This window comes from Streptomyces sp. NPDC104309 (genome assembly GCF_055584025.1).
Window position 1 is genome coordinate 149,292 of record NZ_JBVJMV010000002.1, and the last position, 22,514, is coordinate 171,805.

The 22,514-nt window shown below is 70.2% G+C and carries 17 protein-coding genes; 6 read left to right on the top strand and 11 right to left on the bottom strand.

Features of this window, described 5'->3' with window-relative positions; translation table 11 throughout:
• Positions 1-32 precede the first annotated feature (32 nt).
• A complete protein-coding gene (locus ACZ68L_RS02450; RefSeq protein ID WP_469573540.1) occupies positions 33-434 on the bottom strand; it encodes an RNHCP domain-containing protein in 402 nt (133 codons plus the stop codon).
• Between the two features lie 419 nt (positions 435-853).
• Positions 854-2,551 carry a TlrC/CarA/OleB/SrmB family ABC-F type ribosomal protection protein gene (locus ACZ68L_RS02455; protein WP_469573542.1) on the bottom strand — a complete coding sequence of 566 codons (1,698 nt, stop codon included), beginning with the start codon at positions 2,549-2,551 and terminating at the stop codon, positions 854-856.
• A gap of 545 nt (positions 2,552-3,096) precedes the next feature.
• Here ACZ68L_RS02455 and ACZ68L_RS02460 point away from each other — a divergent pair.
• Complete coding sequence (locus ACZ68L_RS02460; RefSeq protein ID WP_469573544.1) at positions 3,097-5,679, top strand: bifunctional FO biosynthesis protein CofGH; 2,583 nt, start codon at positions 3,097-3,099, stop codon at positions 5,677-5,679.
• Positions 5,680-5,854: 175 nt separating this feature from the next.
• Here the strand turns inward: ACZ68L_RS02460 and ACZ68L_RS02465 are convergent, their stop codons facing one another.
• Complete coding sequence (locus tag ACZ68L_RS02465) at positions 5,855-6,745, bottom strand: alpha/beta fold hydrolase (protein WP_469573546.1); 891 nt, start codon at positions 6,743-6,745, stop codon at positions 5,855-5,857.
• Between the two features lie 1,561 nt (positions 6,746-8,306).
• Positions 8,307-8,798, bottom strand: coding sequence for a helix-turn-helix domain-containing protein (locus ACZ68L_RS02470; protein WP_469573547.1), 492 nt, complete (start codon positions 8,796-8,798; stop codon positions 8,307-8,309).
• Between the two features lie 106 nt (positions 8,799-8,904).
• Here ACZ68L_RS02470 and ACZ68L_RS02475 point away from each other — a divergent pair, with 106 nt between their 5' ends.
• The gene (locus tag ACZ68L_RS02475) at positions 8,905-10,206 is read left to right on the top strand and encodes an MFS transporter (RefSeq protein ID WP_469573549.1); all 1,302 of its coding nucleotides are present in this window, start codon (positions 8,905-8,907) and stop codon (positions 10,204-10,206) included.
• On the opposite strand, the gene ACZ68L_RS02480 is transcribed toward ACZ68L_RS02475, so the two are convergent.
• Both ACZ68L_RS02480 and ACZ68L_RS02485 read right to left on the bottom strand, forming a co-directional pair.
• Positions 10,200-10,400 carry a DUF397 domain-containing protein gene (locus ACZ68L_RS02480; protein WP_469573550.1) on the bottom strand — a complete coding sequence of 67 codons (201 nt, stop codon included), beginning with the start codon at positions 10,398-10,400 and terminating at the stop codon, positions 10,200-10,202. The genes ACZ68L_RS02475 and ACZ68L_RS02480 overlap by 7 nt on opposite strands.
• Positions 10,397-11,221 (bottom strand): helix-turn-helix domain-containing protein, encoded by an 825-nt coding sequence (locus ACZ68L_RS02485; protein ID WP_469573551.1) that lies wholly within the window; start codon positions 11,219-11,221, stop codon positions 10,397-10,399. Before ACZ68L_RS02485 ends, ACZ68L_RS02480 begins: the two co-directional genes overlap by 4 nt.
• Before the next feature lie 154 nt (positions 11,222-11,375).
• Between ACZ68L_RS02485 and ACZ68L_RS02490 the strand changes: the two genes are divergently transcribed.
• Together ACZ68L_RS02490 and ACZ68L_RS02495 are read left to right on the top strand one after the other, a co-directional pair.
• Positions 11,376-11,756, top strand: coding sequence for a hypothetical protein (locus tag ACZ68L_RS02490; protein ID WP_469573553.1), 381 nt, complete (start codon positions 11,376-11,378; stop codon positions 11,754-11,756).
• Positions 11,757-11,894: 138 nt separating this feature from the next.
• On the top strand, positions 11,895-13,010 hold the full coding sequence (locus tag ACZ68L_RS02495; protein WP_469573555.1) for an ADP-ribosylglycohydrolase family protein: 1,116 nt from the start codon (positions 11,895-11,897) through the stop codon (positions 13,008-13,010).
• Positions 13,011-13,099: 89 nt separating this feature from the next.
• On the opposite strand, the gene ACZ68L_RS02500 is transcribed toward ACZ68L_RS02495, so the two are convergent.
• Both ACZ68L_RS02500 and ACZ68L_RS02505 read right to left on the bottom strand, forming a co-directional pair.
• Complete coding sequence (locus ACZ68L_RS02500) at positions 13,100-14,683, bottom strand: sodium:solute symporter family protein (protein ID WP_469573557.1); 1,584 nt, start codon at positions 14,681-14,683, stop codon at positions 13,100-13,102.
• A gap of 361 nt (positions 14,684-15,044) precedes the next feature.
• Positions 15,045-15,827, bottom strand: coding sequence for an SDR family oxidoreductase (locus ACZ68L_RS02505; protein WP_469573559.1), 783 nt, complete (start codon positions 15,825-15,827; stop codon positions 15,045-15,047).
• Positions 15,828-15,907: 80 nt separating this feature from the next.
• On the opposite strand from ACZ68L_RS02505, the gene ACZ68L_RS02510 reads away from it, so the two are divergent.
• Entirely contained in the window at positions 15,908-16,747 is an 840-nt protein-coding gene (locus ACZ68L_RS02510) for a hypothetical protein (RefSeq protein ID WP_469573560.1), read from the top strand.
• Positions 16,748-17,119: 372 nt separating this feature from the next.
• On the opposite strand, the gene ACZ68L_RS02515 is transcribed toward ACZ68L_RS02510, so the two are convergent.
• The 3 genes from ACZ68L_RS02515 to ACZ68L_RS02525 form a co-directional block, all read right to left on the bottom strand.
• Positions 17,120-17,326, bottom strand: coding sequence for a DUF397 domain-containing protein (locus ACZ68L_RS02515; RefSeq protein WP_469573562.1), 207 nt, complete (start codon positions 17,324-17,326; stop codon positions 17,120-17,122).
• A gap of 278 nt (positions 17,327-17,604) precedes the next feature.
• On the bottom strand, positions 17,605-18,474 hold the full coding sequence (locus tag ACZ68L_RS02520) for a helix-turn-helix domain-containing protein (protein ID WP_469573563.1): 870 nt from the start codon (positions 18,472-18,474) through the stop codon (positions 17,605-17,607).
• Between the two features lie 278 nt (positions 18,475-18,752).
• The gene (locus ACZ68L_RS02525; protein WP_361443514.1) at positions 18,753-19,475 is read right to left on the bottom strand and encodes a GOLPH3/VPS74 family protein; all 723 of its coding nucleotides are present in this window, start codon (positions 19,473-19,475) and stop codon (positions 18,753-18,755) included.
• 164 nt (positions 19,476-19,639) lie between these two features.
• On the opposite strand from ACZ68L_RS02525, the gene ACZ68L_RS02530 reads away from it, so the two are divergent.
• Complete coding sequence (locus ACZ68L_RS02530; RefSeq protein WP_469573565.1) at positions 19,640-22,312, top strand: D-alanyl-D-alanine carboxypeptidase family protein; 2,673 nt, start codon at positions 19,640-19,642, stop codon at positions 22,310-22,312.
• Positions 22,313-22,514: the final 202 nt, after the last annotated feature.

A 22,514-nucleotide genomic window follows, 5' to 3' on the forward strand; every position in this document is an offset into this window, starting at 1 on the left:
CCTCCGTCCTGTCCTCGGTCGTCGTCGACGGCTCACAGGTCACCGAACGCTTCGAGAGGGAAGGGCGGTTGGGCCAGCGGTCGCACGGCCATCCGCATCAGGATCAGCTGGTTGTCGTCCCCGCAGATCGGGTTCGAGGTCAGCTCGTCGCAGCGGGTGCAACGGTGGATGACCATCCAGTCGCCGGTGCGGAGCACCGCGATGGAGATCGGGGTCATGCGCGACCCGCAGTCGGACGGGCCGCCCTCGATGTGGTCGAGGCAGTGCTGCGAGTGCAGGCAGCTGGGGCAGTGGTTGCGGCGGCTGCCGTCGGGCGCGAGCGTGGCGACGGTCAGCCCGCACCACAGGCAGGTGAAAGTGTCGGCCCGCAGGTAGGGGCTGGCGCCGTGGGCGGGGGACTTGGTCGGACGGTGTTGGGGGTTGTCGGTGGACACCCGGTTTTCTCCTTGCCGAAGAGGATGAGCAATGCAGCAGGGAAGTACCGAGCAGCCCTCGGGGGCACGGGTCGGAGAGGCGTGAGTCGTCAGCCGCGATCACGTACTGACGAGGCGGAAACGCGCACCGGTCAGGGCACGCGGGTCAGCGCGATGCCGCGGGCGTGCGCATGCACGCAGCTCCGATCGCCCCGGCGCGGATGAAGGCGCGACGAGGGAAACTCGGAACTACTGGCCGGGGCATACATCACTTCTTTCCAGGGCGGGCGCCCATGGCTCGGAGACGGTCGACACCGTGGTCGAGGCGACCGTAACAATGCGCCCGGGCCGGATCCAGCGATTATCGGGCCGCACGGATTCGGGTGGGGTGACCCGGCCGAAGATCGGGCCGGGCCACCCGGGCAGGGGAACGTGCGTGCTCAGGGGCGAGTCGGCGGGTGGATCGGGCTCCGGGCGGGGGCGGCCTGCTCCGTCGCCGTGAGTGACCGGTGCCGAGTGACGCGGCCTGCGTCCAGCTCCAGGTGGTTGCCGGTGAAGCGGGATCGCATGCGGCGGTCGTGGGTGACGACGACGACTGCCCCCGGGTAGCCGGCCAGTGCGCCTTCCAGTTCCTCGACCAGGGCGGGGGAGAGATGGTTCGTGGGCTCGTCGAGCAACAGCAGGTCGACGGGATCGCTCACCAGGCGGGCCAGTTCGATGCGGCGCCGCTGCCCGTAGGACAGCTCGCCGACCGTCAGACGCAGGTCGTCCGGGCGGAACAGACCGAGCGAGAGGAGGGTGTCGGTGTGCTCGTCCAGGTCCCCGGCCTTGTTGTGCGCGAAGGCCTGTGGCACTGTCAGGCCGGGCGGCCACGGTGTTTCCTCCTGCCGCAGGTGTCCGACCCGGCCCGTGGTGCGCACGGTTCCGTCGTCGGGCCGCAGTTCGCCCGCGAGGACCCGCATGAGTGTCGTCTTGCCGGCCCCGTTGGGTCCGGTGACCAGCAGCCGGTCCTCGCCGTTGATCCGCAGGGACGGCACGCGCAGCCGGTCGCCGACGCGGACGTCGGTGAGTTCGGCCGCCGCCTGCGATGTCCGAGGGCCCGCGGTGGCGATGCGGGCGGCGAGGACGAGCGGGTCGGGAGGCGGCGCGACGGGGCTGCCGGTGAGACGTTCGACGCGCTCCTTGGCGTTGCGGATACGGACCATCGCCCCGTGCCCGCGGCCACGGGTACGGAATCCGCCGTGCCCGAACACGGCGAGCGGCAGCTTGCGCGGAACGGCGTCGAGACGGGCCGCGTTCGTTGCGGCCAGCTTCTGGTTATGGGCCAGCTCCGCGCACCAGTGCTCGTACTCCAGCAGCCGGCGCCGACGTTCTGCGGCCTTGGCGGCGAGGTAGTCGTCGTAGCCGTTCCCGTAACGCGACACCTTGCCCTCATCGACCTCCAGGACCGTGGTGGTGACCCGTTCCAGGAAGACCCGGTCGTGGGTGACCGCGAGCAGCGTGCCGCGATGGGCGCGCAGACGCGCCTCCAGCCAGCTCACGGCCCGGTCGTCCAGATCGTTGGTCGGCTCGTCGAGCAGGAGCAGCTCGGGCCGGGAGGCCAAGGTGGCGGCCAGTGCGAGACGTGAGCGTTCGCCGCCCGACAGCGTGCCGAGCGCCCTGCCGCGCGCCAGGCCCGGCAGACCGAGTCCGTGCAGTGCGATGTCCACCCGGGCATCCGCCTCGTACCCGTCACGTGCCTCGTACCGGGCGACCAGCCGGGCGTAGGCGTCGAGCGCTGCGGCGAGCTCCGCCCCGGCCAGGTTCTTCAGCCCGGCCTCGGCGCGGCGCATCCGGCTTTCGAGGCCGCGCACCTCGGCGAGGGCCAGGTTCACGGCATCCTGGACATCGGCTTCGGGCGGCAGCGCCAGGGACTGGGCGAGATGGCCGACGCCACCGGGCGAGACCACGGTCAACTCGCCGTTGTCGGGCCGGTCCTGTCCGGCGATGAGCCGCAACAGGGTGGACTTCCCGGCCCCGTTGTCGCCGATGATGCCGGCCTTCTCGCCCGGTGCGACGGTGAAGGACACTTCGTTCAGCACGATGTGGTCGTCGTAGCGGCGGGTGATGTTGTGAAGGGAAAGTTGTGCGGTGGGCATGGAGGAGTCCCCTGTTCTCGGCTGGTGCCGATCGGAACGGGCAGCTGGACGCATCCGCACACGCCATGGCCCCTCACGGCCTGCCGCGCAGGCGGCATCGGCGCAGGAGAGGCAGGAGCACGGATGAGAACGTGCGACGGCGGAGCCGAGCTCAACGCGGTCGCACGGAGACTGTCACAGGGAACCCATACGCAACACCGTACGGGGAGATCTGCCGGCGCGCATGTCATTTGTCGTCCACGCGCCATGTGGCCGGTCAGGCCCGCCTCCCTCCCGCGTCATGACGCGTACGGGCCGGGCGCCCCGTCCGTGGCGGGGTGCCCGGCCCGTACGGGTGCCGAATGCCGTACTCGGCCGCCGTGGCGCGTACCGCGTCCAGTCGCTCCGCGAGGACCGGCCGAACCAGCGTCTTTCGTTTGGATCAGCCGGCATGATCCGAACGGGAGGCCCTGGCGCGGGCTGCTCGCGCGGGCACTTCCGGTGCGGGCGTCCTGCTCAGCGGAGTCCCCGGTCCGGGGCGCGGGCCCCGCTCGTATGCTCGCTTTATGACCGATCCTCAGCGCGGACGTCCGACCACCAATTCCATGCGGCGAGCCCTCAAGCGGGCCCGCGACGGTGTCGCTCTCGATGTGACCGAGGCCGCCGTTCTGCTCCAGGCGCGAGGCGACGACCTGACGGATCTCGCCGCCTCGGCCGCCCGGGTGCGTGACGCCGGTCTCGAAGCCGCAGGCCGGCCGGGCGTCATCACGTACTCCCGCAAGGTCTTCATCCCGCTGACCCGGCTCTGCCGCGACAAGTGCCACTACTGCACCTTCGTCACCGTCCCCGGCAAGCTCCGCCGCGAGGGCCACGGCATGTTCCTCTCGCCCGACGAGGTGCTCGACATCGCCCGCGAGGGCGCGGCCCTGGGCTGCAAGGAAGCCCTGTTCACGCTCGGCGACCGGCCCGAGGACCGCTGGCCCGAGGCGCGGGAGTGGCTGGAGGCCGAGGGGTACGACGACACCCTCGCGTACGTACGCGCCATGGCGATCCGGGTCCTGGAGGAGACCGGTCTCCTCCCGCACCTCAACCCGGGCGTGCTGACCTGGACCGACCTCCAGCGCCTCAAGCCCGTCGCCCCGTCCATGGGCATGATGCTGGAGACCACCGCCACCCGCCTGTGGTCCGAACCGGGCGGCCCGCACCACGGCTCCCCGGACAAGGAACCCGCCGTACGCCTGCGGGTGCTGGAGGACGCGGGCCGCTCCAACGTCCCGTTCACGACCGGCATCCTGATCGGGATCGGCGAGTCCTACGAGGAGCGCGCCGACTCCCTCTTCGAGCTCCGCAGGACCGCCCGCGCCTACCACGGCATCCAGGAGGTCATCGTCCAGAACTTCCGCGCCAAGCCGGACACGGCGATGCGCGGCATGCCGGACGCCGAACTGGAGGAGCTGGCCGCGGCCGTCGCCGTCGCCCGGCACGTCCTCGGTCCGTCCGCCCGCATCCAGGCCCCGCCGAACCTCGTCGACGCCGAGTACGCGCTGCTCATCGGCGCGGGCATCGACGACTGGGGCGGCGTCTCCCCGCTCACCCCCGACCATGTGAACCCCGAACGCCCTTGGCCGCACATCGACGAACTTGCCGCGCGGACCGCCGAGTCGGGCTTCGCGTTGCGTGAACGTCTCACCATCTACCCGGAGTTCATCCGGCGTGGCGAGCCCTGGCTCGATCCCCGCCTGCTCCCGCACGTCCGCGCCCTCGCCGACCCGGAGACGGGCCTCGCGAAGGAAGGGGCGATCCCCGTCGGCCTGCCCTGGCAGGAACCCGACGAGGAGTTCGGCGCCACCGGCCGCACCGATCTGCACCGCACGATCGACACCCGGGGCCGTACCGGCGACCGCCGCGAGGACTTCGACGAGGTGTACGGGGACTGGGAGGCGCTGCGTGAGGCCGCCGCCCCCGGAATGGTCCCCTCCCGCGTCGACGCCGATGTGCGCCAGGCGCTCGGCCAGGCCGCCGACGACCCGACGAAACTCACCGACGACCAGGCGCTCGCCCTGCTCCACGCGGACGGCCCGGCGCTCGACGAGCTGTGCCGGATCGCGGACACCCTGCGCCGTGACGTGGTCGGTGACGACGTCACGTACATCGTCACCAGGAACATCAACTTCACCAACGTCTGCTACACCGGCTGCCGCTTCTGCGCCTTCGCCCAGCGGCGCACCGACGCCGACGCGTACACCCTCTCCCTGGACCAGGTCGCCGACCGCGCCGCCCAGGCGTGGGACGTCGGCGCGGTGGAGGTCTGCATGCAGGGCGGCATCCATCCCGATCTCCCCGGCACCGCGTACTTCGACATCGCGCGGGCGGTGAAGGAACGCGTCCCCGGCATGCACGTGCACGCCTTCTCGCCGATGGAGGTCGTCAACGGGGCGACCCGCACCGGCATGTCCATCCGCGACTGGCTGATCGCCGCGAAGGAGGCCGGGCTCGGCTCGATCCCCGGCACGGCGGCCGAGATCCTGGACGACGAGGTCCGCTGGGTCCTCACCAAGGGCAAGCTGCCGACGGCGACCTGGCTGGAGGTCATCCGCACCGCGCACGAGGTGGGCCTGCGCTCCTCGTCGACGATGATGTACGGCCACGTCGACCAGCCCCGCCACTGGCTCGGCCACCTCAGGACCCTGGCCCGACTCCAGCAGGAGACCGGCGGATTCACGGAGTTCGTCACCCTCCCGTTCATCCACACCAACGCCCCGGTCTACCTGGCCGGCATCGCCCGCCCCGGCCCGACCGACCGCGACAACCGGGCCGTCACCGCCATGGCCCGGCTGCTGCTCCACCCGCACATCACCAACATCCAGACCAGTTGGGTGAAGCTCGGCACGGAAGGCGCCGCCGAGATGCTGCGCTCGGGCGCCAACGACCTCGGCGGCACGCTGATGGAGGAGACCATCTCCCGGATGGCGGGGTCGAGTTACGGCTCGTACCGCTCCGTCCAGGACCTGATCGCCATCGCGGAACTCGCGGGCCGCCCGGCGAAGCCGCGTACGACGCTGTACGGGGAGGTCCCCGAGGAGCGGGTGACGGCGGCTGCCGCGTCCGACGGACACCTGCCGGAGCTGCTGCCCGTGCTGCCGGACTGACCGTGTGCCGGTACCGGTCGGCCCATGCCGTTCCCGCGGCGGCGGGGGAGGGGCCGCGGCAGCCGGGGAGGACGGTGTCCGGTGTCCCCCGCCGGAGCGGCGGCAGCAAGGGCGGGTCCGGTCCGTGCCGCCTGCGCTGTTTCTCCGCCGTTTCCTCCGCCCGGTACCAGGATGCTCAGGCGGGTTCGGTGACGCCGGCGAGGAAGCCGCGCATCAGGTCGGCCACGGTGTGCAGCCGGCTCTCCAGCAGGAAGTGGCCGCCGGACAGGAGATGCACCCGGGCCGCCGGCAGGTCGCGGCGGAAGGCCTCCGCGCCGGCCGGGCCGAAGATCTCGTCGTTGCGCCCCCAGACGGCGAGCAGGGGCACCTGGCTGGTGCGGAAGTACTCCTGCACCGCCGGGTACTGACGTGCGTTGGAGGGGTAGTCGGCGTAGAGCCTGAGCTGGATCTCGGGGTTGCCCGGCCGGTTGACCATCGCGTGGTCGTGGTGCCAGGTGTCGGGACTGACCGTCTCGGGGTCCGCCACCCCGTGGACGTACTGCCAGCGGATCATGTCGAGGTCCAGGCTGCGGCGCAGCGGCCCGGCCAGCGACTCGTCGTCCGGGTTCCGTGCGTACGTCCACAGCGGATCCCAGAAGGAGGGGACGAAGCCCTCCTCGTAGGCGTTTCCGTTCTGGCTGACGATCGCGGTGATCCGGTCGGGATCGCGCAGCGCGAGCCGCCAGCCCATGGGGGCGCCGTAGTCCTGGACGTACAGGGAGAACGTCCTGATGCCCAGCTCGTCGAGGAGCCGGTGCTCCATCTCGGCCAGGGAGTCGAAGGTGTAGTCGAAGGCGTCGGGAGCCGGTGCCGACGAGAACCCGAAGCCGATCATGTCGGGAGCCACGACGTGATAGCGGTCCGACAGGAGCGGGATCAGGTTGCGGAACATGAAGGAGCTGGTGGGCATGCCGTGGAGCAGGACGACGGTCGGTGCCGCCGGGTCGCCCGCCTCCCGGTAGAAGACGTCGAGTCCGTCGATCCGCACCGTGCGGTGGTGGACGGTGGCCGGAGCGCAGGAATTCACGGGGTCTCCAAGGCTGAGGGGGCGTTCTGCCGGCGCGGCGGGACAGGTCCGGAGCGGCGCGGTGACGCGAAGGGAGATCCGACCTCCCCGGCGACCGACCTCCCCGGCGACCGGGCGACCGGGTGGGCCCTTTCCGGTCACCGTAGGTGGGGGACCCCCGTCCCGCACCTCGGCGCCCGCACCGGGGCGACCGGCCTCCACCGGGAGGAGCGAACGCAGGGGCCGCCGGGGCCGCGAGGCGCACCGGCCCGCCGGGAGGGGCGGGGCCGGTTGCGGCGCCTCCCGCGTCGTCAGCGGTCGGCTCGGCCGTCCTGGGCGACACGCCCTTCCGCCGTGGCGATCACGTCGTCCAGTACGTCCCGGGAGCGCAGCAGCTCGCTGATCTGCCGGTCGATGCGGTCGCGCTCCACGGTGAGGTCGCCGACGCGTACCTGATGTACGTGGGCGGGCCGACGGGCTACACGGACTACCCGCCCCTGCCCGCCGGCGCGTGGGGGCGTGCGGCGCGGGGTGAGGCGGGCCGGGGCCGGTCGTGGGACGGCCGACAGCCCGGTTCGGCCTGCGGGCCGTCCGTCCGCTCGGGTTGTCGTCGGCGCCCGGCCCCGAGGCCGGGCGGCCGAACTCGACGAGCGAAACCGGTCCGGCCGTTCACAGCCGGACCGACCGACCGGCTGACGTCGGGCCGTCCGTTGCCGGGTACGCAGGCCGCGTCGCGCTCGTCGCCATAGTGCTGGCCGGATTCTGGCCGGCCGTCCAGGGCTGGTACGCAGGACTGCCCGAGTCAGTGCCGGACCACAAGCCCTAGAACGGTGGAACGCCATCACCCATCACCGAGATCGGCACAGGCGTGCACTCACTGTCGTGCAGATGGCTCTCCGGCCGCTGATACACCCGCCGCGCACCAAGCGGTCCCCCGTACGCTCCCCGCCGTAGACTTATCAGGGAGCTTGAGCCTTGCCAGACGTCCAGTTCAGGCGGGCCCCGCGAGACTGATCCCGCCAAGGGCGGCGGGATGGGAGCTTCCCACGGCTCCAGCCATTGCGGGCTCTCTCCAATGAGCGGAAGTCCCTGCCTCGCTTTGCGGGCGGTGGAATCCCCCTCAGGAAGGACGTGGGCCAGATGAGCCACCTTGTGAGCCAGGTGCCCATCAGTGACATCACACTGGCCGCTTCGGCTGTGCGCTGGATTTTCCCCGTCGGTATAGCAGTGGTCGTAGTCGCTGTTCTGCTTGGCCTCGTCCGGTGGGACGTGCGCCGTCGGTCTCGGGCACAACAGCAGGGACCACGGGCCGAACCTTTCTCCCGAAGCAGCGAAAACTTGAGGGCTGCAGATGATTTCGGGGAAGGTATCAGCCCCTATGAGATCAACCGTCCCTCTTCGCCAAGGGACCTACCCAAGGATGACAACGGTGGGACTTTTGGCAGTGGAAGACCGGGCGGCTGACGGGTCGGCGACATCGGCGGCACATGCCGAGATCACCGCGCGGTCGGATCTGCTTTCGATACACGCCTGAGGGCTGTCCCGTTATCCCTGGCGCCCGCCAGGGATAACGGGACAGCCCTCAGGAAGGCCCGGCGGAGCCTTCCGGGCGGGCTGTCCGGTACTCGTCCGGCTCGTGTGGCGGGAAGAAGTCCGTGACGTGCGGCGTGCCGCTCAGCGCGGCGTCGACCCGGCCCCGGATGTAGTCGCCGGTCATCGGGCAGTCCAGGGCATCGTCGGTGCGGCAGCCGAGCATGTGGTTCAGGACCGCCACAGCACGGTCGAGCTTCTCGATGCGCCGGCGCATCGCGTCCCGCTGGGCGGTGATGAGCCCGAGGCGGTCCTCGACCTTCTCGCTGTCGACGATCGCGCTCGTCTCCGTGAGGGTCAGCATGCCGTCGTCGTGCCAGAGCTGCGCGTAGGCGAGCCGGGCGAGATCCTCGCGGGTGTAGTAGCGGACGCGCCCCCGGCGCACGCTGTGCCGGACGAGCCCGCGCTCCTCGTAGAACCGGAGCGCCGGGACCGTGAGCCCGAACGCGTCGGCGACCTCGCTGATCGAGTACAGATCCTTCACGGGCACCTCCGCCGGGTTCCCCGGCCTGCTGCGGCCCCCGCACACTTGCGCTCAAGTCTACTTGAGCGTGAAAGCTGGCGGGGCAGCCGACCACAGGAAGGTTCCCGTGTCCGTTCCCGCACCGGCGCCCAGCCGCTCCGCCCAGTCCCCGTCGCCCGTCCAAGGTCCGCCGCCCCGGGGGACATCCTCGGCCGTGGTCCTGGTGACCGGCTTCGTCCTGCTCAGCCTGAACACCCGCGTGGCGTTCGGGCAGCTCGGCCCGCTCGCGCCCGTGGCGGGCTTCGGGACCGGGACCGTCACCCTGCTCGGTCTGCTGCCACCGCTCTGCATGGGCGCGTTCGCGCCGCTCGTCTCACTGGTCCGGCGCCGGTTCGGGGAGGAGCGCGGCCTGTTCGCGGCCAGTGTCCTGCTGCTCGCCGGGGCGGTCGTCCGCATGCTGGGACTGCCCGGCCTGTTCGTCGGCACGGTGATCGTCAGCATCGCCACGGCGGTCGTGAACGTGCTGATACCGGTGTTCGTCCGCAGCCGCTTCGCCCACCGGCGGGTCGGCGTCATGATGGGTGTCTACGCCCTGTCGATGGGCGCGGGTTCGGCACTGATCGCGGCGCTGATGGTGCCGGTGTGGCAGGCGACCGGACACGCGTGGGAAACGGCGATCGGCCTCGCGGTGATCCCGGCGGCGCTCGCGGCGATCGGTGTCGCACCGCAGCTGCGGGGGTCCGCCGGCCCCCGGCCGGTCGACACGGCGCGGACGACACGGGAGGCGCCGGAGGCCCGGAGGGCCGAGGCAGCGGAACGGGGCCGGGCCGACGGCGTCCTGCGCACGCCGCTGGCCTGGAGCCTGGTCGCGTTCTTCGGCTTCCAGACGCTGCTCTTCTACACCACGCTCGCCTGGCTGCCCGCGATCCTCGTCGACGCGGGTGTCTCCGGGGCGACAGCCGGAAACATGCAGTCGCTGTTCATCGTCGGAGTCGCCGTCGGCGGCTTCACCGCCCCGGTGCTGGCGGCCGCACGTACCGATCAGCGCCCGCACATCGTCGCGATCATCCTGATCTGCGCGGCCGGTTACGTGGGCCTGCTGACCGCACCCGCATCCGCGCCCGCCGTCTGGGCGCTCGTGCTCGGGACCGGTCTCGGCGGCGGCCAGGCGCTGGCCGGGGTTCTCTACGTCAAGCGCGGCAAGGACCACGACCACGTGGCGGCCCTGTCCGCCGCCGCGCAGACCGGCGGCTACCTCCTCGCCGCCACGGGCCCGGCGACCGCGTCGCTGCTCCACACGGTGACGGGGGCGTGGACCGTGCCTCTCGTCACCGCCGTGGTCGTACTCGCGCTGAGCCTCCTGGCAAGCCTGCACGCCGGTCACGACCGGCAGCCCGCGACGACGGCGAGACGCCCCGCACCTCAGTGACCGGCGACGAACCCGACGAAGGCGGCCCAGGCGGGGGCGGTGATGAGGAGTGTGGGGCCGGTGGGGGTTTTGCTGTCGCGTACGGGGATGAGGCCGGGGTAGTTGTCGGCGACTTCGACGCAGTTGTTGGCGCCCCCGTCGCTGTAGCTGGACTTGCGCCACACCGCAGTGCTGAGGTCGGGGATACGGCTCATGATCTGTGCTCCTCCAGGATGCCTCTGATGAACGCGATGGAGTCCGACGGGGACCACGCCAGATCCCGGAGGCGATCGTAGGACAGCCGATAACGCGTGACCTCGGTCGGATCTTCGATCAACTCGGCGCAGCCGTTGCCTTCCGTGTAGGCAATGGCGCTGCCGTCGCCCTGCCACAGCAGCGTCAAGGAACCGTCCATCAGATGGTGTGCCCCCGCACTGAAGGGGAGAACCTGGAGAACGACCGACGACGTCTCGGCCATGTCGATGAGATGGGCCAGCTGCTCGTCCCACGCCTTGCCGTCCTTCACCGGGCGACGGAGCGCGTACTCGTCCATGATGATCCTGGCGGACGGGGCGGGCTTGCGGTGCAGCAGTTGCTGCCGCCCGATGCGCGCTATGACCTGCTCCTCCACCAACTCTGCCTCGTCGTCAGTTTCCTGAGCGCCGGACAGTAATTCGCGGGCGACCGCCTCGGTCTGCAAAATCCCCGGAATCCCCAACGTGAACAAGTGCATGATCCGCGCCGCCGGCTCCAGCCGCATGAACTCCTTGTACTTGTCCTTGAACACCTCCCTCCGCGCCACCTTCCACAGCTGAACCAGCAGCCCCCCGGACTCGTAGTGCCGGTCCAGGTCCTCCATCACCGCGAGCTTCGAGAGCCGCTGGCCCATCTCCAGTCGGTACAGATAGCTCTTGTCGTAGCGCGTCTCCTCGGCCAACTGCCCCAGCGACTTCCCTGCCTTCTGCCGCAGGTACCGCAGCGCTCTCCCCAGCGCCGCCCGCCCCGACTCCTCGTCCTCTTCGCCGAGTTCGGCCATGTCGGTCCCTCCCTGTTGCCCTGTCCGCGGGCAATCGCGTGCCTCTGTCGAGCGTAGGTCGACCGGCGTGACCATGAAGGCACGAACGGTAATCACCACCCCTCCGGGCCGTTCGTCGCGTTCCCCCACCCGATCTCCGCCGTAAGGAACCGCCATGGCCGATTTCCCGCTCCGTCTGCTCCCCTGGACGTCCCCTGAAGGCAGGCCCTGCTACCTCAGCACGGACAACCCTCACAGCAGGCTCTCCCGGCTGGCCGACGAGATGGAGGACGATCAACTCGACTGCGGGGAGGCGGTCGTGGCGGGAGCCGGGGCCGTGCTTGCCGACCAGGCGGCCGGTGAGCTCGCGCTCAGGTTCGCGCTCACCAGGGCCATCGAGTCGCTGCGCGAAGTGCTCCGGGTCGCGGAGAGCCGGGGTGTGCGCATTCGGGACGAGCCCTGCGCCGCCGACGGGGGGAACGTCGACCGGGATCGCCCCATGGCCGACTGCTGCTCCGAGACCCGGAAATCCCCGGAGAATGCTGCTCAAAAGTGATCGCAGGATCTACTCCGTACATTCCGTTCAGGCTCACAACCGGTCGTTCCGGTTCGATTACAGTGCTGCGCGTCAAAGCTGCGCAGTCGTACGCGCACGGCCTGCACGGACGGCTTGCGCGGACGGGGGAGGGGCACGGTGAGCACAGGGACCACAGCCGTCTGGGGCCGTGCCGAGCAGCAGGACTTCCGCAGCCGGGTGCGTGGGGCTCTGCTCGGCGGGGCCATCGGCGACGCGCTGGGAGCGGGTGTCGACGGGCTCACGCTCGAAGAGATCCGGGCGGCCCACGGCGTCGACGCGGTCACCGACTTCGTACCCGCGCACGGTGGGCGCGGCGTCGTCACCGCGATCACGCAGCTCACCCTGTTCACCGTGGACGGGTTGATCCGCGCCCAGGTCCGCCGCGACACCGGCGCCTGGCATCCGCCCACCGATGTGCACCGGGCCCATCTGCGGTGGGCGGCCACCCAGCGCGACTGGGGGCCCGACGAGCGGCGCAAGGACAACGGCTGGCTCGCCCTGCAGGAGTGGCTCTACGCCCGCCGCGCCCCCACCCGGGAGTGCCTGACCGGTTTCGGCGACACCACCATGGGCACCCTCGACCGGCCCAAGAACCCCACCGCGCGGGACTCGGCCGCCCTCACCCGGTCCGCTCCGTTCGGTCTGCTCGTCGGCTGGGAGCCCCAGCTCGTCCTCCAACTGGCCGTCGAGTGTGCCGCGCAGACCCACGGCCACCCCACCGCGCTGCTCTCCGCGGGTGCCCTGGCCGTCATGGTGCACGGGCTGGCCCGGGGCGAGACCCTGGACGGTGCCGTCCAGCACGCGCTGGCCCTGCTCGCCGAGCGCCCGGGGCACGAACCGGTCACCGAGGCGCTGAAGCGGGCTCTCGGCACCGTACGGCAGGGCATACCGGGGCCGGCCCTGATCGAGTCGCTGGGCGTCACGGACGCCGCCGAGGAGGTCCTCGCCGTCGCCCTCTACTGCGCGCTGGTGGGCGAGGACGTGCGGCACGGGCTGCGGCTGGCCGTGAACCACGGGGGGCCTTCCGCGGCCACCGGAGCCCTGTGCGGAGCGCTGCTCGGCGCGTTGCACGGCGAGACCGCGCTGCCGCCGGCCTGGCTCGCCGAACTGGAGGGCCGGGCCACCCTCCTGGAACTCGCCGACGACTTTGCGATGGAGATGACCCAGGGGCCCGCCCTGCACAGCCCGTCGGCCGCCGCCCCGGGCTGGCTGACCCGGTATCCGCGTGGCTGAGACCTCGAACCATGGGGGAAGGGGGCGAGGGACGGCCGCCGCCGCGGCCGTCCCCCGTCCCTCGCCGCCTTCCGTACGGACGGCGGGCGTCAGTCCTTCGCGCCCTCCACGACGGCGGCGTCCCCGGAACCGGGCTGCGCCCCCGCCTGCGCCGGAACCGTCGCTCCGGCTCCCGTGCCGTCACCGTCCGAGTTGATCTGCTCGATGACGGCGTCGCGCTCCGGGGTGTCCTCCGGCCTGACGAGGCCGATCACGATGTAGAGGACCAGCGAGATCGCCAGCGGCAGCGCCACCTGGTACTGCAGCGCGACGTCCGTCTTCACCGAACCGTCGAAGTTGTAGTTGGTGAAGTAGAACGCCAGCAGACCCGCCGCCCAGCTGGTGAGCGCCGCCGTGGGTCCGGACCTGCGGAAGCTGCGCAGCAGACCCAGCATGAACGGGATCGCGATCGGGCCCATCAGACCGGCGACCCACTTGATGACGACGGAGATGATGTCCTTGAACGTCGGCGAGTTGATCTGGGTGGCCAGCGCCATCGACAGACCGAGGAAACCGAGCGTGGACAGCCGCGCCGCCAGCAGCCCGGCCCGGCTGCCCCAGCCGCGCGCCGCCTTGGAGAGGACGGGCGCGATGTCGCGGGTGAAGACCGCCGAGATGGCGTTGGCGTCCGAGGAGCACATGGCCATCGTGTGCGAGAAGAAGCCGACGACGACCAGACCCAGCAGTCCGTGCGGAAGCAACTGCTCGGTCATCAGGGCGTAGCTGTCCGAGGCGTCGGGCTTCTGCGCGTGGACCAGCAGTGGGGCGCACCACATCGGGAAGAACAGGACGGTGGGCCAGACCAGCCAGAGCACGGCCGAGAGCCGGGCCGAGCGCTTCGCCGCGGCGGCGGACTCCGTTGCCATGTAGCGCTGGGCCTGGTTCCACATGCCGCCGTTGTACTCGAAGGTCTTGATGAAGAGGTACGCCAGCAGGAAGGTCACGGTGTACGGGCCGGCCGTCGGGTCGGTGTGGCCCTCGGGCAGCTTGTCCCAGACCGTCCACAGGGTGCTGACGCCGTCGAGTTCGGCCATGGCGGTGACGAGCATCGCGACCCCGGCGAAGAGCTGGATGACGAACTGCCCCAGCTCTGTGAGCGCGTCCGCCCACAGACCGCCGACCGTGCAGTAGACGGCGGTGATGCAGCCGGTGATGAAGATGCCCTGAGTGATCGAGATACCCGTGAAGACGGAGAGGAGGGTGGCGATGGCCGCCCACTTGGCACCGACGTCCACGATCTTCAGCAGCAGACCGGACCAGGCGAGTGCCTGCTGGGTCGGGATGTTGTAGCGGTTCTTCAGGTATTCGAGCGGGGACGCGACGTGCAGCCGTGAACGCAGCCGGTTGAGCCGGGGCGCGAAGAGCTGGGCGCCGATGCCGATGCCGATGGCGATCGGCAGCGACCAGGTCACGAAGGAGGTGACGCCGTACTGATACGCGATTCCGGCGTAACCGGTGAACATCACCGCGCTGTAGCCGGACATGTGGTGCGAGATGCCGGACAGCCACCACGGCATCTTGCCGCCGGCCGTGAAGAAGTCGCTGACGTTGTCCACACGCTTGTGGGACCAGAGCCCGATCGCGATCATCACGCCGAAGTAGCCGATGAGCACGACCCAGTCGAGACTGTTCATGTGTCCCCTCCTGGGGTCCGCCTTATGAACGGGGTGCGCACTTCGTCAGTGAGGCCGCTCAGCGGTGTCCCCGTGCGGGAGCGGGGACTTCGGGGATTGAACCGCCTGTGCGGCACCCCGGTCAAGGTTTCCGTGGTCAGGGATGTGAACGAGGATCAGCAAGGCGAACGGTTTTACTTGTTCTTGACTCGCGTGGGCGTTGTCGTGAACGTGACGGCGGCCACACGATGAGCGGGCACTTCGTCAGGCTGTGCAGAGCGTCGGAAGGACCGAGAAGCACAGAAAGACCGCACGGGATGCGGGTCCCGTGCGGCCGAGAAGGAGGAGAGCTGGCCCTGCGAGCCGGTCGTGCGAACCGGCCCTACCGCATCAACTCGCCCGCGTTGACCAGCAGGGACTGTCCGGTGATCGCCCGCGCCCGGTCCGAGGCCAGGAACGCGGCGGCCTCGGCGACATCGCCGTCCGTGGCGAGGTCCGGAAGCGCCATGCGCTCGGTGAGCCTGCCGAGCACCTCGGCCTCGGGCACGCCCTCGGTGTGCGCGGTGAACTGTACGTACGCCTGCACCGGCGGACCCCACATCCAGCCGGGCAGTACCGTGTTCACGCGGATCCGGTGCGGGCCGAACTCCCGGGCCATGGAGTACATCGCCGAGGTGAGCGCCCCCTTCGAGGCCGCGTACGCCGCCTGCCGCACCTGGGACGGGGCGGCCACCGAGGACTGCGTACCGATGACGACCACCGAGCCGCCCCGCTCCTTGAGGCCGGGCAGGCAGGCGCGCGTCATCCGCAGCGTGCCGAGCAGATTGACGTCGACGACCGACTGCCAGGTGGCGAAGTCGGCGTCCTCGATCCCGCCGAAGTAGCTGTCCCAGGCGGCGACATGGACCACCGCGTCGATCCGCCCGAACCGCTCCAGCGCCAGCGCGGCGAGCGCCTCGCACTGCGCCTCGTCCGTGATGTCGGTGGTCAGATGGGCGGTGCGCAGGCCGTCCGGGTCGATCTCCGCGGCCGACTTGGCGAGGTTCGCCGCGGTGCGCGCCCCGAGCACCGCGTTGCCGCCGTCCCGTACGACCGTCGCCGCGACCTGGTGCCCGAGCCCGGCGCCCACGCCGGACACGATGACGGTCTTCCCCGCGAGCAACATCGGTGGCCTCCCGGCTCTGGCAGTTCTCCTGACGGGGCGTCAGAGTAGGACGCCGCTGCGGAGTACGGAAGGGGAACGGCATGAGCGACGAGACGCGGAGCGACACCTACGCCGAACTGGCCGCGCTGGGACCGTACGGCGTCCATCCCGGCCACGCGCTGATCACCATGGTCGAACCGCACCCGGGCCATGAGTACGCGTACAACCGCTGGTATGAAGACGATCACTACTACGCAGGCGCGATGGCGATGCCCTGGATGTTCGCCGGGCGGCGCTGGGTGGCCACCCGGGAGCTCCAGCAGTTGCGCTATCCGGAGAAGTCCGCGGTCGCGCAGCCGGTCGGCGCGGGGTGCTACCTGTCCACGTACTGGGTGACGGACGGGCGCTACGACGACCACATGAAGTGGACCGTCGGGATCAACAAGCGGCTGAACCGGGACGGCCGGGTCTACCAGGACCGCACCCATGTGTTCACGTCGTTCCAGGACCACGAGGCGACGGTCTACCGGGACGGCGCCGCGGGGCCCCGGGACTTCCACGCGCTCGACCACCCCTATCGCGGGCTGGTCCTCCAGGTGATCGACACCGAAGGCGCTCAGCGGCGGGCCGAGTTGCTGGAGTGGCTGCGCTCGCGGCATCTGCCGAAGCGGCTGAGCGGCTCCCCGGCGGCGATGGTGACCGTCTTCCGTCCCACGCCGCTGCCCGGCGACCGGATGACCTATGTGAAACAGGTCGAGGGCGTCGACACCCGGCTGACCCTGCTGTGGTTCCTCCAGGAGGACCCGCGGGACTGCTGGGCCGGGCACTTCACCGGGCTCGACGCGCTGGTCGCCGAATCAGGCCTGGGGCGAGTGGAGCTGGTGGCACCGTTCATCCCGACGGTGCCCGGGACCGATCTGCATGTCGATCAACTGCGCTGAACACCGCTCGCCCTGCCGGGCATTCCCCCGTCAGGTATTCCCTGCGGGACATCCCCTGCGGGACATCCCCTGCAGGACATCCCCTGCAGGACATCCCCTGCGGGACATCCGCCGCAGGGCATTCCCCGCAGGGTATTCCTCGACCGGTCCCTTTCGGGTGGCCCCTTCCAGGCGGTCCTTTCCGGGCCGGCCGTTGCCGTTTCTGCCGATGTGCCCCGGTGTCCGGCAACGCCTACGCCGGTACAAGCGTGCCCCGGGGCGGGAATTCCCCGGGGCAGGCACCGGGCACCCTCGGCCAGGACGGCGGACCAGCCGAGAGAGCCGCACGCGACACCGGTACCGATGCTGCGGGCGAACGGTGGAAAGCAGCGGTCAGGCGTCGATGGCGCCCTTGCCGACGTCACGCACGAAGGCGTTCCACGCGGCGGGGACGAACGTGACCGAAGGACCCTCGGGGGCCTTCGAGTCGCGTACGGCGATTGCCTGCGCGAGAGGGGACTTGACTTCGACGCAGGCGCCGTTGCCCCCGGAATACGAGGACTTCGTCCACTTGTCCGTAGCACCCTGACGAATGGCCATGTTCACTCCGGTTCAGAGAGTCGTGTAAAGGACACCGACAGTGTTCCGTCAGTGCTCCATTTGGCGTGATCGACGCTACTCGCCAAGTCTCTTGAGTGAAGGGGGCATTCACTCGACCGGATGGTATATACCACCAAGGTCTTCCTCTGTGGGTGGGCGGCGGTGTACCTTACCGCCGCCCTTCCCGTTGCATCACTTCATTTCCCGCATACCGGACCATTGGGCTGTCCGGTTTTACGCGCCGGCGCGCTCGGTTTCACGCACCGGAGCTTCCGGTTTCACGCACCAGGGCTTCCCGCGTACTTCTTCGCGATGTCGCTGATGAAGTCCCGGGTCTGCTCCACGTTCAGCGCCTGGGCCCGCAGATGCTCGTACATGACGCTGTACCGCTGCACGTCATTGGATTTCTCCAGGTAGAGGTCGCTGGTGACGCCCTCGATATAGACGACACTGGAGTCCGCGGCGTCCGGGAATTCCAGGATGGCGTACTGCCCGTTGATGCCGGGGTGCGCGCCCATGTCGAACGGCAGGACCTGCACGGTGACGTGCGGCAGGTGCGACAGTTCGACCAATTGCTCCAACTGCTCGATCATCACCTGCCTGCCGCCTACCAGTCGGTGCAGCGCGGACTCGTCGATCACCACCCACAGCCGCAGCGGATGCTCCGGGTCGGTGATCCGGTCCTGGCGGCGGGCCCGTACGCTGACGCGCTTGTCGATCTCGCTCGGCGGGGCCTCCGGCAACGCGCCGCTGATCAGCGCCTCGGCGTAGCTCCGCGTCTGCAGCAGGCCCGGTACCACCTGGGGTTCGTACACCCGCAGCGACTCGGCGTCGGTCTCCAGACCGATGTAGACGCTGTACGGGATGTCACCGAAGGCGTGCCACCAGCCCTGCTGGCGCGAGTCCTTGGCCATCTGCATGAGCGAGTCGACGATCCGGTGGTCCTCGACCTCGTACACCCCGCAGAGATCGCGGACGTCGCGCTGACTGATGGAACGGCGGCCGTTCTCCAGGCGGCTGATCTTCGACTGCGACACCAGCAGTCGCTCCGCCACCTCCTCGGCCGTCATACCTTTGAGTTCGCGCAGTCGGCGCAATTCCTGGCCCAACCGGCGTCGCCTGACGGTGGGATTGACGTTGGACGGCACGGAAACGGCACCTCCGGCTATGTAGCTGTGCGTATCTACTGCTGAGCAGATTGCCACCCCTGCCCCTGGCCGCGCTGGGAAATGGACACACACGCAAGAGCGCGGGGCGGCCGTGAATCCGGCTGCCCCGCGCTTGGTGCGGCTCCCGAACCGGGTCTTGGGGACGGCGGTGCGGCGGTATTCGATTGGTGCGTCCGTGCCGTTGGTACGGCCGTGCCGTGTGGTGCCCTGCGCTGCCGTGCGGTGTGCCGCGCCCGCCAGGGATGACGGGACAGCCCTTAGTGGGCCGCGGTGTGCGCCATACTGCCGCGGCGTGACTGCGACTGCACTTGCGGTTGCAACGGCATTCCGGCCGCCTGGTTGCGGCGCGGCTGTGCGACCGCCCCGTTCTGGACGTCCATCACGGCATGCGCCACGAGTCCGCCCATCGGGTCGTGCCTGATCAGGTCCCGGAGCCTGGAGCGCGATGAACGCCCCTCGTTCCCGGGGTACAGGTGCTTGCCGAGTCCGACCGCGTGGGCCAGCGCGGCGAGCGCCGCGGTCCGCGGGTCCGGCGGTACGCCGGTGCGAATCGCGCTGTCCAGCCTGGCTCTGATGTCCCGGCTGATCGCCGTGTCCGTCGCCTGGTAGCGAGTCGTCGGCAGAACTCCGCACATCTGGCCCGCCACGGCATGCACCATGCCGCACCGCTCCAGATGAGCGAGGTAGATCTGACGCAGCCCCAGCCGGGGCCCGCCAATCCAGTGGACCGCCCGGACCGGGCTGCCGCGTCGGCGCAGCAGTTCCAGTGCGGAGTCCAGAGTCGGATCTCCTGTCGGCCGTGGCATCACCACGGCGATACGATCCCCGTCAGGGGCTATCCGTCCTGCCAGAGCCAGCTCCACTAGCTGAGCTCCGGCGAGGCCGAGGTCGAGCGACTGCGGCTGCGCTGTGGTACCCGTGGTCGGGTCCAGAGCGAGCAGCAGAAGCTCCTCCGGAATTGTTCTGCGGCTCCTGCCCATCCATGCCTCCCCGCGTGGATGAATGACAGGGTGACCCCTCTCACATTGGTCTGTCGAGAGCGCCTGGGTGCTTTGTATGGGAACCAGTAGGTATGTCGTTCTCGTCTAGCAGCCGGGCCGGTGGTTCACACAGGACACTGGTAGATGGTTCGGACAGCGCGGGGATGTCCCCGCGCCGCATGGAGGAGGCATCGGTGGCGGGCGAGTCCCCCGACAAGTCGAAGCAGCAGGAGTCGTCGGGGACGGCTCGCAGCGGGAGCGATCCGCGGCTTGCCGTCTTCCGTGAACCGCCCGCCGAGGCCGAGGCCCGCGGCGGGACGGACACGGCGACAGCGGTTTTCCGTACGGGGTCGTCCGGCGACGGCAACGGCGAGGGCGGCAAGGCGGACACGGCGACGGCCGTCTTCCGTACGCGATCGTCCGGGGACGACGAGGACGGGAAGCGCGACGAGAGCCCGGCGGCTCGGGAGGCCTCCTCGGACGGAGAGGCCTCCGGCGACTCCGACGGCTCCGAAGCCTCTGCGGGCGCCGAGGGTGCCGAGGGTGCGGAGAAGGCCGCTCAGGGCCCGGAGAAGGCGTCTGAGGCCCCTGAGCCCGCGAAGAGCGCGGCGGACGCGGACGTTGCCGAGCCTGCCGATGCGGCGGCTCCCGAGGCGGGTGACGCGCGGCTGCGCGCGGCGGTCGTCGCCTGGGTGTCGAAGGACGGCGGCGAGGGCGACGAGAGTGGCGAGGGCGGCGAAGGCTCGAAGGAGGCCGTCGACGCGAAGGGCGCCACGTCCGAGAGCGCGGCCGAGCCGGACGCGGACGCTTCGGGCGCGGACGTCACCGATGCGGATGCGGATGCTTCGGACGCGGCGACCGCGTCGAGCGATGACGCTTCCGACGAGGCCCGGGTCACCGCACGCGAGAAGACCTCGGACGACGAAGACGACGAAGACGACGAAGCCTCGGAAGGCGAGGCCGAGGTCACGGCCGGTGCGTCTGACGCGGGCGACGCGGGCGATGGCGACAAGGCGACGATCGCGGGCGGCGCGGCGAAGGCCAAGCGCACGGACAAGACCAAGAGCGCGGACGACGCCAAGGCGAAGGACGTCGACACCGGCAAGGACACCGCCGAGGCGAAGGACGTCGACACCGCCAAGGCCAACGCCAAGGACACCGGCAAGGACACCGCCGAGGCGAAGGACGTCGACGACGCCGAGGACGCGGACGGTGAGGACAAGGACGACACCTCCGAGGGCAAGCGCGGCGCCGATCAGCCGACCGCCGTCTTCAGGGCGCCCGCGGCGGCCAAGGTCGACCAGCCGACGACCGCGCTGAAGATCACTTCGCCCCCGTCGAAGCCGGACGCGGAGTCGAAGCCCGAGTCCGCCGCCGAGCGGACCAGCAAGTTCGTCCCCCTGCGCGGCGACGACGTGCGGCCGGCGCCGGCGCCCGCACCTCGCAAGCCCGAGGCACCGGCGGCCCTTTCCACCGCGACGCCCGGCGCGCCGCTTCCCGCTCCCGCGCTCTCCACCGCCGAGCGGACCACGCAGCAGCCGATGCCGCCCAAGCCGCCGCTCGATCTGCTGGCCGAGCTGACGAACACGCCTCCGCCGCCCGAGACGCCGGTCCGCTCCGCCGTGCGCCGGGTCAAGATCTGGACCCCGCTGGTCCTGCTTCTGCTGATCATCTTTGCGATCGTGCAGATGGTGCGCCCGCTCCCGGACCCCGAACTCCGGCTGTCGGCGAAGCCGACGTACACCTTCAAGGGCGATGGGCTGGACCTCGCCTGGCCGGCGCAGGGGCAGTCGGCGGTGAGTGTGGACGGTGTCGGTTCGATGGGTAGCGCCGGGGCCCGGAAGCCCGCGCCCATCGCCAGCGTCGCCAAGGTCATGACGGCCTACGTGGTCCTCAAGGACCATCCCCTCACCGGCAAGGAGCAGGGCGAGAAGATCACCGTCGACCAGCGGGCGGAGGACGAGTCCAAGCGTGAGGACGAGTCGACGGCGCCGATCACGAAGGGCCAGCAGTTCACCCAGAAGCAGTTGCTTCAGCTGCTGATGATCCCCTCGGGGAACAACGCCGCGCGCCTGTTCGCCCGTTGGGACGCCCCGTCCGAGGCCGAGTTCGTCACGAAGATGAACGACGCCGCCAAGGACCTCGGTATGAACGACACCACGTACACGGACCCGAGCGGCCTGGAGAAGACGACGGTCTCCACCGCCGAGGACCAGCTCAAGCTGGCCAGGGCGGTCATGCAGAACGAGGTGTTCCGGGAGATCGTCGACACCCCTCAGATCGAGATTCCGGGGATCGACCAGACGATCTACAACAACAACACCATCCTGCTGGAGCCGGGTGTGAGCGGCATCAAGACCGGCTCGTCCACTCCGGCCGGCGGCAACCTGCTCTGGTCCGCGAACACCGTTGTCGACGGGAAGAAGCTCTGGATCTACGGCGCTGTCATGGGCCAGCAGGCGGGCACCGGCCAGCCTTACGACAGCCTCAAGATGTCGCTGGACAACAGCCTCAAGCTGATCAAGGGTGCGCAGAAGGCCGTCACCTCGGCCACGGTCGTGAAGAAGGGGGATGTGGTCGGGTACGTCGACGACGGACTCGGCGGCCGGACGCCGGTGGTCGCGACCCGCGACCTGAAGGCGAAGGGCTGGCCGGGCCTCAAGGTCGAGCTGACCACGTCGGACAACGGCAAGCAGATCCCGCACAGCGCGGCGGCAGGCACCGAGGCGGGTGTGGTGACCGTGGGCACGGGGCCCGGCAAGGTCAGCGCGCCGGTGGCACTCCAGCAGGATCTGAAGCCTCCGAGCTCCGGCCAGAAGCTGACCCGGATCGGTTGATCCTGTCCGGCGGTCCGGCCTGTCGGCTGAAGTGCTGAAGACCTGTGCCCCGCAGCGCGACACGCGCCGCGGGGCACAGGTCTTCCGGGGAAGCGGTCGGCCGGTCAGCCGCAGTGGCTCCATCCGCTCGTCCACGACTCGTCGCTGCCGAACATGCCACCCCACTTCACACACGTGCCGCCTGCGGCCGGTCGCAACGGGC

Bases quoted from the DNA above. Each gene is read 5' to 3' on its own strand.
- ACZ68L_RS02455 (WP_469573542.1), bottom strand. From the start codon at position 2,551: ATGCCCACCGCACAACTTTCCCTTCACAACATCACCCGCCGCTACGAC.
- ACZ68L_RS02460 (WP_469573544.1), top strand. From the start codon at position 3,097: ATGACCGATCCTCAGCGCGGACGTCCGACCACCAATTCCATGCGGCGA.
- ACZ68L_RS02480 (WP_469573550.1), bottom strand. From the start codon at position 10,400: ATGAGCCGTATCCCCGACCTCAGCACTGCGGTGTGGCGCAAGTCCAGC.
- ACZ68L_RS02485 (WP_469573551.1), bottom strand. From the start codon at position 11,221: ATGGCCGAACTCGGCGAAGAGGACGAGGAGTCGGGGCGGGCGGCGCTG.
- ACZ68L_RS02490 (WP_469573553.1), top strand. From the start codon at position 11,376: ATGGCCGATTTCCCGCTCCGTCTGCTCCCCTGGACGTCCCCTGAAGGC.
- ACZ68L_RS02500 (WP_469573557.1), bottom strand. From the start codon at position 14,683: ATGAACAGTCTCGACTGGGTCGTGCTCATCGGCTACTTCGGCGTGATG.
- ACZ68L_RS02505 (WP_469573559.1), bottom strand. From the start codon at position 15,827: ATGTTGCTCGCGGGGAAGACCGTCATCGTGTCCGGCGTGGGCGCCGGG.
- ACZ68L_RS02510 (WP_469573560.1), top strand. From the start codon at position 15,908: ATGAGCGACGAGACGCGGAGCGACACCTACGCCGAACTGGCCGCGCTG.
- ACZ68L_RS02515 (WP_469573562.1), bottom strand. From the start codon at position 17,326: ATGGCCATTCGTCAGGGTGCTACGGACAAGTGGACGAAGTCCTCGTAT.
- ACZ68L_RS02525 (WP_361443514.1), bottom strand. From the start codon at position 19,475: ATGGGCAGGAGCCGCAGAACAATTCCGGAGGAGCTTCTGCTGCTCGCT.
- ACZ68L_RS02530 (WP_469573565.1), top strand. From the start codon at position 19,640: ATGTCCCCGCGCCGCATGGAGGAGGCATCGGTGGCGGGCGAGTCCCCC.